The sequence below is a fragment of the Pseudomonadota bacterium genome (assembly GCA_022572885.1).
Classification (GTDB): Bacteria; Pseudomonadota; Gammaproteobacteria; order Steroidobacterales; family MnTg04; genus MnTg04.
Genome location: JACZVC010000006.1, coordinates 25,262 through 39,567, shown reverse-complemented (window position 1 = coordinate 39,567; position 14,306 = coordinate 25,262). Strand labels below are relative to the sequence as shown.

The window sequence follows — 14,306 nt, the reverse complement described above, 5'->3', positions numbered from 1 at the left end:
TCGTTCTTGTTTCGTTCCTTTCAATCAATCCGACATCATCTGCCGGACCCGGACCGAGCCTATTTGCTCAGATGTTCGAACACACCGTCCCAGTCCGGCGGCGGCGGATCCTTTCTGAACAGTTCGATGCGATCCAGGTAGGTATTATAGAGTAGTTCGTCCTCCCGCGCCGCCGCCAGGCGCAACAACCTTTCCGCGGCATCCCAGTCTTGCGCGCGATAATGCTCGAGTATTTCGGCGAAGCGGGCAACAGCTACGCGCGCCGGTTCATCGAGCCCGTCTGCCAGCCCCAGTGGTTCGTAAATCGCTACCGGTTCAGACTTCCCTTTGACCCGCACCAGATCGAGTTCACGAAACGCTATGCCGGGGGTTCTACGCATGGTCCCCTCACTGACAATCATTTGCACGCCATAATGTTTGGTGAGGCCTTCCAGGCGCGATCCCAGATTTACCGTGTCGCCCATGACGGTATACGCCATGCGAAATTCCGACCCCATGTTGCCAACATTCATTTCGCCGCTCGATACTCCAACACCCACGGCAATCGACGGCCAACCACGAGCCTTGAATGGCTCGCCAAGGTCGGTGGTTTTCTTGATCAAAGCCAGTCCGGCAAGCACAGCATGTTGAGCATGGTCGGCATCTTCGAGCGGCGCCCCCCAAAACGCCATAACACAATCGCCCATGTACTTGTCAATCGTGCCGCGATGCTCGTGGATTACTTTCGTTACCGGCGTCAGAAACTCATTCATCAGCTGGGTCAGCTCTTTGGCGTCGAGTTTCTCCGAAATACTCGTGAATCCACGTACATCGGAAAACAGTACCGACATGTCGCGGCTCTCTCCCTCCAGTGACAGCTCGGCGCCCCCTCCTTCCAGTTCCTCGACGATTTCGAGCGGCACGTACTGGCCAAATACCTTGGACAAATGGCGCTTGCTGCGAGATTCGATGAAATAGCCGTAGTTGATCTGCAGCAATCCGACGACCAGCGTATAGCTAAGCATCGACGCCAACGGCACCACCAGGTCAAGATAGGACCACATCCAAAGATTAGCGGCCAAAGCTACCGCGACAATGCCCAGCACCATCAACAAACCGGCAAGCGCACCCAACCCGGGCAGCAGCAGTCCCGTCAATAGCGCGAGCACCATGAGAACGAAAAGCTCAAGACCCGCGGAGTATGGTGGCTGCTGCTTGATTGTGCCGTCCAGCAGGCCCGCGATCAGGTTGGCGTGCGCCTCGACGCCGGCGTAACGTGCGCCAACTGGTGTCGGACGCAGATCGTGGAGACCAACCGCGGTCGCGCCGAAAAGTACGATCTTCCCTGCCAACTTGTCCCGGGGGGCGGTCCCATCGAGCACCGATCGGGCGGAAACGTAATTGAAACTGCCCTGGCGCCCGCGAAACGGTATGTAGACGGCGGCCTTTTCATCGACTGCAATATCCTGCTCTCCCAATCGAAAAGCCTCCAGGTTCAGACCGCTGTATTGATCCGGATCGGAGGTGGCGAATACAAAACTCACCGGTGGCGATCCCAGGGCCAGGCGAGCGATCGCCAGCGAGAGCGTCGGATACAGGTCGCCCCGATATCGTTGAACCAAAGGCATGCGGCGGTACACACCGTCGGCATCGATCAGCGGCGTGTCTACGAACCCTCCGGTCTCCGCGTTCTGTTGCAGCTGGCTCAGGTTGCCGAGATACCCTCGCGCTTCGACGAAAGGAACCGTCCATCCGGCGATCGCGTCCCTGCGAAAAAGTGGTGGCGGCAGGTCCCCGGTCGCTTCCGGCTCATCGGCAACAAGAAAGTTCTTGAATATGAATCCAGGCACAACGTCACGAGCAATAAACGATTCAGCGAATTGCGTGTCTTTATCCAAGGTCATTTGCAGCCGTCGATACTCGACTTGAAACTCGGGCAAATTGCCCAAAGCAGTGGCTGCAAGATCATTCAGGACGCGTTTCCCCGAAGTTTCCTCCTCCTCGACGTAATAAACGTCGAATCCAAGAATGTCTATGAGGTATTCGTCGAAAAGAGCATCGACGATGCCGGCAAGCGTATCCCGCGACCAGGGCCACTGCCCGAGTACCGCCAGGCTGGCCTCGTCGATTTCGACTATGACGATTCTTTCATCGACAGTGCCGGGCATCGTGAGCTGCACCCGGGCGTCGTAGAGATAGCTCTCGATGCGGTCGATCAGTTCCAGGCGCAGGGTACCCTGCACATGCAGTCCGAAAATCACCAGAAACAGCCCGCTGATAGCCAGCCGTATCAGACCGCGAACCCAGCGATGTTTCGCCCGTGTAACCATGGCCCGAATTTAAGCGATTCCGAGCGCGCTTGCACGCGTGCCCGCCGCGCTGGGTTCAGCTTCAGTTCAGCTACCCTGGGTTAATGTTGGCCCACGATGGAGGAAATGGGAGTGTCAGATATGTTCAAGTCATTACACGGCAGTCGGTTCTTGTCCCTGGCAGTATTGTCGGCGGCATTATGTTCAATGACTCTGGCAGTTACGCCCGTGGCCGCCCAGTCGCCGGGCAATGGCGAAAACAACCATGTCGTGGTCGGCAATACCGGTGATGAAGCCCTGGCCGGGGCAAACCTCGGGCAAGTCGAGCCGTTCACCACCGAGGAACTCGAAGACCTGGTGGCGCCGGTCGCCCTTTACCCGGATGACCTGCTGGCGATCGTTTTGCCGGCCGCCGCGTATCCATTGCAAATAGTGCAGGCTGCCCGCTTTCTGGATGCGTTGGAAAATGATGCCTCGCTGCAACCCGATAAGAACTGGGACGAATCGGTCGTCGCCCTGCTCAACTATCCCGAGGTCATCGATCTGCTAAACAGCGACCTGGAATGGACCTGGCAACTTGGTGAGGCCGTAATCAACCAGGAAGCGGAAGTCATCGAGGCAGTCGAGACTTTTCGTGACCGCGCAATACTCGCTGGCAATCTGCAAACAGATGAACACCAGGTCGTCAGCATCGAAGACGGCGCCATCGAAATCACGCCGGTTGACCCGGAAGTGATTTACGTTCCCTATTACGAACCGGAGCGGGTCGTCGTTTATCAGCCCTACCCCGTGTATCACTATTATCCCAGGCCTTATCCGGTCTATTACTACCCGTACCCGGTGGGCCACCACTTTAGCTCCGGGTTCTTCTGGGGGATCACCACTGCCTTTACCATTAGCTGGCATTCGCATCACCTGAATGTGCACCACTGGAATTACTACAGTCACCCGTACTATGGGCACACCTATTATCGCTACAGCCATTATTACCATCGGCCGTCGCGTCATTACGGTGGACACCGGTTTGCCGGAAACCCGCGGCATCATGGCGATCGCTGGCGGCCAAACCACGGCCATGGCGCCAGACCCAATCACCGGCGTCCGGGCGGCTTTGACCGCGGTGGCAATGATTTTGTCAGGACATCCGATGGTTCGAGACTTGGGCAGCCAGGCACGTTCAGGCCGCGCCCGGGTTTCCGCGGAAAAATTATCAAAGGCGTCAATGCTCGTTCCAAAGGTGCAGACTTCAGAACGAGGGTCAGACCCGCCGTTCGGACGACCCGAGACGCCACCAGACCTGCTCGGCGTGATGGCGCCTGGAAACATAATGCGACACCCGAAACCGCTTTTGTTCCGCCAAACAAACGGTCGTCCGGCAAAATCAGGCGCAGCAACCCGAACCGGGACCAGGTTCGGCGTGACCTGAGAAACGAGCCGGTCGTTCAGAACAAATCGCGCGGCAACCGGGTGGTCCGAGCCGCAGAACCGCGACGCACTTACAGCAGGCCGACAAGACCTGCAAATCAAGGCCGGTCTGTCAACCGGCCCGACCGCAGCCATACAGTGCGGACCAGCCGGCCGCAGCCTGTGGTGAGCAATCGGCCGCACGGCAGACGTGCCGATGCCGGCGCACATTCGAGCAGCCGCGAGGCCAGGCCCTCACCACCGCCAAGGCAAGCCAGACCGGCCACCCGGCCGCCCCAAAGCCGGGCGCCGGAAAGCCGGCCCGCGCCCGCTGCCAGTAAACCTTCACCTCCGCACAGATCCGACGGTGGCAGAAGCGAAGCCAAAGGTGACAGCGGGAAAAGGCACGGCGATGGCCGCGGCAGGCGCCGGTAAAGGAAGAACGCCTGGCCCGTTAACGGCTCTCTGTACAGTCAAGAAAAGAACAAGGCCCCGGGGCAGCGGGGCCTTTTTTTGTTGGTGGCCTGAGCAGATTTCAGCCGCAATCTGCCAACAACAATACCGACCGCCCTGCCTGGCCAACGCGCATCTGCCCCTCGCGCCCTTGAAAACTACGCTCCTGCCGCTGTAGCCACGCCGACAGCCCAGACATGAGAGCCAGTTAACAGCTTCATACACGATTTTTCCACAAACTCATATAAATCATGTTTTACGTAGAAACAAGAACGCTGCCAGCACACCTGTAAGCTATTTAGCGGCGTTTTCGAGTGTGGCCATGTCAAAATCGGTACGGGGGGTCGACAAGAACCTGTGCAATGGCTATGCAGGCACACTCAACGCGCGGCCGCTAGGCAGCGACGTTATAAGAACTTATACCGAATACCTCGGGAACTTTGCGACCTTGCGGATGGCAACTACGCGCCAATGGTGAACATCGGTGTTTAATCTTCCCAGTCGCCAGGCAACCAGCGCGCAGCCAGCCACAACAATCCGGCGGCCACCAGGTAGAGGCTGGTACCTGCCAGGATCGAGTATTTGAGTGCATCGTTGCCATACCGTCCTTGCAGCCCATCCGACAGCATTCCTATCACGACAGTGCCTGCGCCAATGCCGATCAGGTTGTTGATAAACAGGAACACGGCGGAAGCGGTGGCCCGCATATGGGCTTTGACCATGTGTTGTATGGCGGCGATTACCGGCCCCAACCAGACCAGGCCCAGGGCAGTCGGTATCAGCATCAATAAAAATGTCAGGGCCAGTGACGTCGATAGCACACCCGCTACATACAAAGGCACTGTGGCGACGAAAGCGATGGCTGGGACATACGCGTAGACCGCACGGTTGCGTTGCCCGAAACGATCGGCAGCCCAACCCCCCATCCAGATACCGGCCAGCCCGCCGACCAGGATGATCGCCCCATAGAAAAGCGACGCTTCCAGAAGCGTGATGCCGTAGCTGCGGACAAAAAACGATGGCAACCAGAAAAACAGCGCATAGCCCATCATTGACGAAAAAGCAGAACCAACAGACATCAGCCAAAAGCTTTTCTTACCGGCAAGCGTACTCAGAATTTCGCGAAAGCTGGCTGGCGATTGAACCTGCCTGTCCCGGTCAAATCGCCCGCGCACCGGTTCCCTGACCGTCAGCCGAAAAATCGGCGCAAGGAGAACACCGGCGGCGCCGACCACAAAAAAAGCCACACGCCAGTCCATGGTGCTTGCAATAAGGCCGCCAGCCACGATACCCAGCATGCTGCCTATCGGTATGCCAAAAGAAAAAATGCTCAGGGCGCGCGCGCGCTGATTCGGCGGAAAGTAATCCGAGATCAACGAGTACGATGGCGCGACGCCCCCGGCCTCGCCCACGCCAACGCCGAGCCGCGCCAGGAAAATCTGCCAGAAATTCTGAGCCAGACCACAGGCCGCGGTCATCGCGCTCCACAGGACCAGCGCGATAGTGATAATCCACGTGCGACTACTCCGGTCGGCGAGCATCGCAATCGGTATACCCAGACCCGTATAGAACAGCGCGAATGCGAGACCACCCATCAGACCAAGCTGGGTATCGGTCAGCATCAGGTCGGCCTTGATCGGCACCGCCAGGATGCCGATGATCTGGCGATCGATGAAATTGAATGTATAAACCAACACCAGCATGAAAAGCACATAGCCACGGTTGCCGGACGAACCGGCCAGGGACTGCTTTGCGCGCGTCAAATTCATCTCGTCACTCGAAGCATGAAAAATATCTGATGGGGCCGGCCTAAGCCGGTGGAAACTCGATGGGCCCCATATTCTCGGGGTGACGGGGAGTAAAGGAAGCATAAAACTTCCGTATCAATGCCAGATCCTGCTCAAGAATGCCGCTGGGGATAAAAATTTTCTCTATACCCACCCTCTTTTTCCGGTAATCGATAAACCCCAGCACTATGGGCACACCAACTTCGATTGCGATGTGGTAGAAACCGGTCCTCCAGTACGGCATCCACTTGCGGGTGCCTTCCGGCGCCAGCCCAAGCAAAAAACGATCGTGGGTTTTGAACATCTCAATCGCGTTCCGCACCAGGTCACGGCTTTCGTCGCGATTGACCGGGATAGCGCCCATCTGTCTCAGGATGCTGCCAAGCGGCCACCAGAACAATGTGTGCTTGCCGAAAAAACGGGCGTCTATCCCCATCGCGACCTTGTAGGCCAGCACCCAGAAGCCGTCCCAGTTTGAGGTATGCGGGGCAACGATCAGCACGGCTTTGTCGACGGCCGGAGCTTCACCGACCATCTCCCAACCGGTAATTTTCAGCATACTTCTGGCGAGTTTTTGCAACATGATGGCGAGACCGGAAAGACGGGATTTTGCGTTAGTGCTGGTGGCGTGAGGTTGCGTTACTCGGTAGCGAGAAAAATTGCAGCTCGCCGAGTTCGTCTTCCAGCAATTCCATGGCCACTGACGGCTCCCCTTCCAACCTCGCCTGCCAACGCTCTGCTTCGGTCAGGTAATGATCGTAGAGTTGTTTGCGTAATTCCAGTGAAAGAACCGCCGGCTCCCCTTCTGTATCGTTCAACGCTGCATCGAGCGAGAAGCTCTGCAACTCATCTTTAATCTGTTTGTGCGACCAGGTGCCGCTGCACAGGTCGAAGTCATACAGTCCGAGGAAGCGGTGCCCGCTTGCCGCAACGAAACGCACCGCTTCGATAACGTAATTCGCCTCGGCGTCATCCATGACCCAGTGCAGGCCGACACGACACCAGCCCGGCTTCATGCCGCAGTATCCGTCCCGCACCGCATGCCGGTAACGTTCCGACGTGTCGGTATCGATATCCAGCAGCCTGTGGCCATAGGGCCCTGCGCACGAGCAACCCGCCCGAGACTGAATGCCAAAAAGATCGTTTAGCAAAGCCGTAACGAACTTGTGGTGCAGGTAGTTGCCATCCCGGTCTTTGATATTGAATGAGATAATGCCGACCCGCCTTGCAGGATCCGGATTGCCGAGGATTTCAATGTTGTCATTTTCGCCCCAGCTCTTCAGTGCACGCTGGGTCAGCTCGTGCTCTCGCTTGTCGATGACATCGGTGCCAACGCGATCCTTGACCTGGAATACCAACCCGGCTTTTAGCGTCTGCAGCACACCCGGCGTGCCGGCCTTTTCGCGCTCTTCGATCCTGCCGATAAAATCCTGGCCCTCCGGACCGACGTAGTCGACCGTTCCTCCGGCACTGACGCTCGGCGGCAACTCGCGGTGGTAGATGCGTTCGTTGAATACCAGCACGCCACTCGAGCCGGGCCCGCCGAGAAACTTGTGCGGCGAAATGAACAAGGCATCGATAGACGGGTCATCGCCATCTCCTTCCGGTGCGGGGTTCATGTCGATTTCGACGTAGGGTGCGCAGGCTGCGAAGTCGAAACAGGCGATAGCGCCGTAAGCGTGCAGCAAGCTGGCAATCTTGTGTACGTCCGTACGGATACCCGTGACATTCGAGGCCGCCGAAAATGACCCTATGCGCAACCGGTCCTGGTAGGCCGGGTCTTGCAGCAGCTCTTCCAGATGCTTGAGATCGATATCACCAACTGCGTCCAGGCGGACTTCGATCGTGGTTGCCAGCGATTGGCGCCAGGAAATCTCGTTCGAGTGATGTTCGTATGGCCCGATAAAGACGACCGGTTGCCTGGCCTCGAGGAGTTTGCGGAAGGAATCGGCATCGTAGCCGGAGTCCGGGTCGTCCATCAGTTGATAGATATTCTGGCGAGTGGCGGGCGCCAGCGCGACCCCGATAATCTGCTGCAATTTGTCGATCGCGCCGGTGGCCCCCGTGCCACAGCAGATAATTCGCCCGCTTGGCCCGGCGTTTACCGATTGCTTGATGGCCTCTTCCGCTTCATGCAGCAACTGGCTCATGCTGCGCCCCGTGATGTCATCTTCGGTGTGGGTGTTTGCGTACACCCTTTGCAGGCTTTGCAGGTACGACTCCACAAAGCGCAGGCACCGGCCCGATGCCGTGTAATCGCAATAAACCATCAGGCGCTCGCCGAACGGCGTCTCGAAAGTCGAATCCACACCGACAATCTGCTGCCGCAGATATGCCGGATCGAGTGATTGTCTACTCATTGTATATAGCCTTCGCGTGATTTCGGTTTACCCGGGAATGCAGCCAGTAACTGCAAAAGACTATTGTGCCTTATTGGGCACTGCGCGCGGAAGCGCCAGCCAGATATTCACCGTTGCCGCCCTGATGACATGCAGCCTACCGTTCCAGCGCAAGGCGATAGTTTTCGAATTTTAGAGCCATCACGACCGGTTCATTCAATCCGCTCAGGCCACCGAGTTCCTCGAGTATCGGGTCGATACGCGCCTTTTGCCCGGCAGGCAGGGACTGGTAATGGGCCAATGGCCGCTGAAACATCCATTGCGCGAACGGCATGACCCGTCGGCTGGCCTTCACTTTGCCAAGAACAAATTCGTGTTTGCCGATGAACCGGGGAATTCGCTGAGCATCCGGATTTTCCGCCGCCCACCGCCCAACCTGCCGCAAAGTATCCACAAGTACCGGCAATTGCTCGTCGAACATGCGCCTGAGCAATGGATACAAACTTTCCGGCACTTCATCATCGGTAAGAAAACTGCCATCGAAATCAGTGGGCCGTTGCATGCGTTCAACCCATACCGCGACATTCGGGGCACGCCGCCTCATTAGCTGGCCCGGGTACGGGTCTCGATAAAGATGAGCATACAGTGGTCCGATCAGGCCGAAATCTCCAATACTGGGCCTGCTGCCCAGCAGAAACGGATGATCTTCAAGATGCCGGTTGAAGTCATCCAGAAAGGCCTCGTAGCTTTTTTCTATTTCATCGATATTGCCGCGACTCCGCCCCATAACCGGCTTGTAAAAGGTGGCAAACAGCATTGCCATCGGCAGCCCGCCGATCGGTCGCAACCAACGCGGCCAGCCCGGTTTGATAATGTCCCCGAAATTTTTCAGGACGTAGGCCAGGTTCTGCCGTTTGAAATGCCAGCGATAGTGCATCGCCGGCAACACTAGCCACTCATCGCCGTAAACTTCGAACAGCAGCGAAACCAGCCGCTGCCACGGACCCTCCGGGTACACCGACCGTTCGGGATAGTGGCGCTCGAAGTAGTCGATAATCTCGGTCGTGTCCTGCACGTACTCACCATCGGCCGTCACGACCACCGGTATCACGCGACGCCCGACATGCTGTTCTATGAGCTTGCGATCCTCCGGCGTAGCACTCTCGACGAATGGAATCTGCTTGTGCCGAAGATAGGCGCGCGCCTTCCCCGAATAAAGCGAGAATTCGTGGCCGATCAATCGAACAGGAGGGTCAGAGGCCTTTGGCGAGTTGGACATGGTGCGACTACCTTAGCAATTCCCCCGCGTCGCCAACAAGGGGCCTGCTCCCTGAAAGCCGGACCCGCCCGCCTATTACATTCCAGCGGCTAACGCCTTGGTGAAATATGTAGGTGCTTTTATATCGCTGTGGCCCCATCGTTCTTGCTATCCTTGATTCAGGTGGATCCATGGGAGCCTGCATGTCCGGTTCGTTGATACAGGAACTGAAGCGCCGCAACGTGTTTCGCGTTGCTGCGATCTACGTGATCGTCAGCTGGCTGCTGATGCAGATAGGCGACGTGATGTTCCCGGCGCTGCGCCTGCCCGAGTGGACGACCACGATGCTGGTGGCGTTTCTGCTGCTGGGCTTCCCGATCGCGGTGATTCTTGCGTGGGCCTACGAGGTAACGCCGGAGGGCGTCAAGCGCACCAAAGATGTTGAGCCAACCGAGTCGATCACCCATGCCACCGGGCGCAAAATCGATTTTATTATCATTGCCGTACTGGCGGTCGCCGTCGTTTTTCTGATCGCAAAGGTCTGGTTTGAGGACGATACCGCTCCTCCGGGCGTTGCTTCCATCCCCGACAAATCGATCGCGGTCCTGCCGTTTGCCAACATTAGCGCCGCCGAAGAGAACGCAGAGTTTTTCGCGGCCGGCGTGCACGATGAGCTGTTGACGCTGCTATCGAGGCTCGGCGGGATCAAAGTCATATCCCGAACATCGGTGGAAAACCTCGACGACGGCCTCAGCATTCCCGAGATCGGCGCTTTGCTCGGCGTCTCCACCGTGCTCGAAGGCCAGGTACAGCGCGCCGGCGACCGCCTGAGGATACACGTGCAGCTTATCGATGCGGTGATGGAAAACCATCTGTGGGCAACCAACTATGACCGCGAACTCACCGCCGAAAATGTATTCGAGGTCCAGAGCGACATCGCAAAAACGATCGCAGATGCGTTGCAAGTGCAACTTTCGGAAAGTGACGAAGCTCTGCTCGAAGCCGTCCCTACTGAAAATACGCAGGCACTGAACCGTTATCTGCTTGGCTGGCAGCTGAATTTTCGAAATACTTTCGAATCGCTCCGCCAGGCGGAGCGCTATTTCCAGGAGGCGACGGAACTCGATCCGGGGTATGCGCAAGCCTGGGCGGCGATCGCCTACAACCGCAATCAAATGCTGTTGACCGGCTTGATTGACGCACAGGAATATATTGCCGTTGCCGAGCCGGCAATATCGCGCGCGTTGGAACTCGATGATCGGCTGCCGGAAGCACAGGCACAATTGGCGGTCTTGCATTGGCGCTCCGGAGATCTCACAGCAGCGGAAGCATTTTTCGAATCGGCGTTGGATCTTTTCCCGGATGATTCGACCAGCCTGCTCGCATACGGGCGCTTTCTACGCGTGACCGGCCGGCCGCTCGAGGCGATACCGGTGCTGGAAAGAGCGCTCCGGATTGATCCGCTGTCAGTGGGAATTCTTTTCAATCTCGGAAAATCGGCAATGTATGCCGGACATCCCGAGCAGAATATCGCGTACGGCAATCGGATCCTCGAAATCGATCCATCCAGCATCTACGGGTATACCAGTCTCTTGCAATCCTATATCTGGATGGGACGGTACGACTTGCAGCGGCCCTGGGCCATCAAGACCTTGTCGGTAGACCCGGAGGATTTCGAACTATGGGCCCACATTGGTTTGGATACCAACCAACTCGGTGATCCTGATTTGGCTGACCTATACCTTAACCGCGCCCTGGAACTTGGCCCGATGGAACCCGTAACGCTAAAGTGCTTTGCAATGGTGGTGTCGCAGCGTGGCGAATATGCCGAGGCGCTGGCGATTGCACGCAAGGCTCTGGCAGCAGGTTTGGATAACCGCTGGGGTTCCGACCAGGTTTTTATCAGGCTGGTTCGCGACGATGCGTTGCGGACCGGCAACTTCGACGAGCCGCTAGCCTGGTATCGCGCTCGACATCCGGAACTTTTTCGGGATGGGCTGGAGATTACGATCGAAAACGTCGACGCGGCGGCAGACCTGGCATTGTTGCTGCAGCGTGCCGGCGAAGCGGACCGTGCCGATTCGCTTATCGATGCTGGCCTTACCTGGTATAGCGAAACGCAGATCCCTGGCGTGCATGGCTATTTGACCAACATCGTCGATGTTGAATTGCTAGCGTTGAATGCGGAAAAAGATGCCGCTCTGGAAGCATTGCGTGTAGCCATTGATGGTGGCTGGAAATGGTCATGGTCCTGGTACATGAGCAATGAGAATCTCTCGTCGTTGAGAGTAGAACCGGAATTCCAGGACATCATCGCGCAACTCGAAAACGACATGGCTACGCAACTCAAGGCGATACGAGCGCTGCCACACATGGGTGAAGCCGATTTCCGGTTTCCCGAAAGTGACTGATAGGGCGCTTCCGATCCCGGCAAAGCTTGAGGAATCTGCCGCTATGGCAAGCAGGCACGGACCGTTTCCGGAAATAACCAGAATTCATGGCCTGAAAGGCGGGAAAAAGGACCAGAGTCCCGTGCAGAATATGGCATTGCCTGCCAATGCTTGGCGATTTCCTGCCATTGAGCAACTTGGGTAGATGGGTCTGAAACGACCGATTTCCCTGACATTTGCTGTCTATTCGATTGATTTACCGCGAACTGGGCTGCTGGATGCGAGAATTCCTCTCGAATTGCCAGAAATACTGATTTCTGGGATGATTGGGCCAGACTCAGCAAGCTATCAGTGCCCCCGGCAGGTGCTCCGGGGATCGATTGTTGGCCGCAAGCCTATAGACACCGGGAAAACTGAGACAGGGTCGACAAATACGGGTTTTCCTGCCCCCTTGGACTTGAGATTTCTAACGACTGCAAGGATAATACTCAGCCGGATAAGCCCTTGAAAAATTAGAACTTACAAATAGTTGGCCAATTTAGCTCACCCTAAATAGCTTGCATTTGTAGCCAAGTTATTTTGCAAGCAGGGAGAGGACTCTTTTGACGTTTGAAATAACGCCGACCAAGCATGATTTAGCATTTCGACCGGGAGACTTTCCGACCCTGGTCGATGCGCTGGATTACGCCGCCCTGGGAAAAACTGGCACCAACTTCTTTACCGGCCGAGGCGAACAATACGCCCGCTTGCCATATAGCGAATTGCGAATCGAGGCCCGCAAGCTAGCCCGAAAATTGCTGGGGCTCGGTCTTCAAAAAGGAGACCGGATGGGATTGGTTGCCGAAACCAATCCAGACTTCCTGATTTTTTTCTTTGCCTGTCAATATGCCGGGTTGGTGCCGGTTGCATTTCCGGCAACACTCACCCTGGGTGGCCATGACGCTTACGTCCAGCAACTTGCCAGACTGATAAGCAACAGCAAGATATCGGTCGCCATGGCATCCAGTGGTTATATCTCCTTTCTACTGGAAGCAGTCGAAGGATACGACATCAAGTTTGTCGGCGATCCAGGCGATTTCGAAAAACTTCCCGATGGGGAAACCAAGCTGCCGATCATTGAAGCAGACGATATTGCTTACCTGCAGTTCACGTCCGGAAGCACGCGCTTTCCGCGAGGCGTCGTGATCAGGCAAAAAACCGTGATGAGCAATCTGACCGGCATCATCAACCATGGGATCAAGATTCAACCCGGGGACCGGTTCTTTTCGTGGCTTCCTTTCTATCACGACATGGGCATGGTCGGCCTGATGCTGGTTCCCATTACCGCGCAGACGTCGGTCGATTATCTGGATACGCGCGATTTTGCCGTGCGCCCAAGGCAATGGCTCAACCTGATGACATTGACCAAGGCAACGATATCGTTCGGCCCGTCCTTTGGCTATGATTTGTGCGTGCGACGCCTGCGTGCCAACGATGCGGAAAAGTACGATCTGAGTAACTGGAGAATGGCCGGAGTTGGCGCCGAAATGATTCGCGCAGAAACTCTGGAAGAATTCGCCAACGCTCTGGAGCCGGCCGGTTTTAAAGATTCAGCATTCCTGGCCTGTTATGGAATGGCCGAGTGCACGCTGGCAATTACCTTCGCGCCGTTATCCCGCGGCCTGGTGACCGATTGTATCGATGCCAACCACCTTTCTGAATATCAGGAAGCATTACCCATCGACTCTTCGCACCCGGATCAGTCCAGGGCCAAGAGATTTGTAGCCTGCGGCTACCCGCTTCCTGATTTCGAAATCGAAATCCGGGACAAGGCAGGGAACAAGCTCCCGGACCGGCGCAGCGGTACGATTTTTCTGCGCGGGCCCAGCGTGATGTCCGGCTATTTCAACGATCCCGACGCCACGAAGGCTGTATTGTCCGAAGATGGCTGGCTCGATACCGGCGACCTGGGTTACCAGGTAGATTCGAATCTCGTTATCACCGGGCGAGAAAAAGATCTGATTATCATCAATGGCAAGAATATCTGGCCCCAGGATATTGAGTATCTGGCCGAACAACAGCCCGAAGTGCGGGTTGGCGGCTCGCTCGCGTTTTCGGTGCCCAATCCGAACGGCGGCGAGATCTGCGTACTCAAGATTCAGTGCCGGCAAGCCGATCCAGGCAAACGATCTGAACTGATTGCTCGCCTGACCAGTATTATTCGCAGCGAGCTTGGTATCGACTGTTATATCACCCTGGTTTCGACACGGAAACTGCCGCGCACATCGTCCGGCAAACTATCGCGATCCAAAGCTCGTCTGAATTTCATGGCGGCACATGATATTGACCGCCTGGTTGAAATAGCGGATGAGAACGAACTGCGGAAATCAATCGCTTAAGCAAAGCGC

At 56.6% G+C, this 14,306-nt stretch carries 8 protein-coding genes; 3 read left to right on the top strand and 5 right to left on the bottom strand.

What is annotated here, in order from left to right:
- Positions 1 to 59: 59 nt before the first annotated feature.
- Positions 60 to 2,309, bottom strand: coding sequence for an adenylate/guanylate cyclase domain-containing protein (locus IIA05_03540; protein MCH9026175.1), 2,250 nt, complete (start codon positions 2,307 to 2,309; stop codon positions 60 to 62).
- Between the two features lie 186 nt (positions 2,310 to 2,495).
- Between IIA05_03540 and IIA05_03535 the strand changes: the two genes are divergently transcribed.
- Positions 2,496 to 4,127 carry a DUF3300 domain-containing protein gene (locus tag IIA05_03535; GenBank protein MCH9026174.1) on the top strand — a complete coding sequence of 544 codons (1,632 nt, stop codon included), beginning with the start codon at positions 2,496 to 2,498 and terminating at the stop codon, positions 4,125 to 4,127.
- 506 nt (positions 4,128 to 4,633) lie between these two features.
- On the opposite strand, the gene IIA05_03530 is transcribed toward IIA05_03535, so the two are convergent.
- From IIA05_03530 to IIA05_03515, 4 genes are all read right to left on the bottom strand, one after another.
- Positions 4,634 to 5,914, bottom strand: coding sequence for an MFS transporter (locus IIA05_03530; GenBank protein ID MCH9026173.1), 1,281 nt, complete (start codon positions 5,912 to 5,914; stop codon positions 4,634 to 4,636).
- A 40-nt stretch (positions 5,915 to 5,954) separates the two neighbouring features.
- Entirely contained in the window at positions 5,955 to 6,491 is a 537-nt protein-coding gene (locus tag IIA05_03525) for a 1-acyl-sn-glycerol-3-phosphate acyltransferase (GenBank protein ID MCH9026172.1), read from the bottom strand.
- Positions 6,492 to 6,546: 55 nt separating this feature from the next.
- Entirely contained in the window at positions 6,547 to 8,292 is a 1,746-nt protein-coding gene (locus tag IIA05_03520; GenBank protein MCH9026171.1) for an aminotransferase class V-fold PLP-dependent enzyme, read from the bottom strand.
- Between the two features lie 136 nt (positions 8,293 to 8,428).
- Complete coding sequence (locus IIA05_03515; GenBank protein ID MCH9026170.1) at positions 8,429 to 9,550, bottom strand: glutathione S-transferase family protein; 1,122 nt, start codon at positions 9,548 to 9,550, stop codon at positions 8,429 to 8,431.
- A gap of 182 nt (positions 9,551 to 9,732) precedes the next feature.
- On the opposite strand from IIA05_03515, the gene IIA05_03510 reads away from it, so the two are divergent.
- Together IIA05_03510 and IIA05_03505 are read left to right on the top strand one after the other, a co-directional pair.
- A complete protein-coding gene (locus tag IIA05_03510; protein ID MCH9026169.1) occupies positions 9,733 to 11,940 on the top strand; it encodes a tetratricopeptide repeat protein in 2,208 nt (735 codons plus the stop codon).
- A 581-nt stretch (positions 11,941 to 12,521) separates the two neighbouring features.
- The gene (locus IIA05_03505; protein ID MCH9026168.1) at positions 12,522 to 14,297 is read left to right on the top strand and encodes a fatty acyl-AMP ligase; all 1,776 of its coding nucleotides are present in this window, start codon (positions 12,522 to 12,524) and stop codon (positions 14,295 to 14,297) included.
- The last annotated feature ends 9 nt before the right edge of the window (positions 14,298 to 14,306 follow it).

Coding starts and splice junctions, on each gene's coding strand:
- IIA05_03540 (MCH9026175.1), bottom strand. CDS start 2,309: ATGGTTACACGGGCGAAACATCGCTGGGTTCGCGGTCTGATACGGCTG.
- IIA05_03535 (MCH9026174.1), top strand. CDS start 2,496: ATGACTCTGGCAGTTACGCCCGTGGCCGCCCAGTCGCCGGGCAATGGC.
- IIA05_03530 (MCH9026173.1), bottom strand. CDS start 5,914: ATGAATTTGACGCGCGCAAAGCAGTCCCTGGCCGGTTCGTCCGGCAAC.
- IIA05_03525 (MCH9026172.1), bottom strand. CDS start 6,491: ATGCTGAAAATTACCGGTTGGGAGATGGTCGGTGAAGCTCCGGCCGTC.
- IIA05_03520 (MCH9026171.1), bottom strand. CDS start 8,292: ATGAGTAGACAATCACTCGATCCGGCATATCTGCGGCAGCAGATTGTC.
- IIA05_03515 (MCH9026170.1), bottom strand. CDS start 9,550: ATGTCCAACTCGCCAAAGGCCTCTGACCCTCCTGTTCGATTGATCGGC.
- IIA05_03510 (MCH9026169.1), top strand. CDS start 9,733: ATGTCCGGTTCGTTGATACAGGAACTGAAGCGCCGCAACGTGTTTCGC.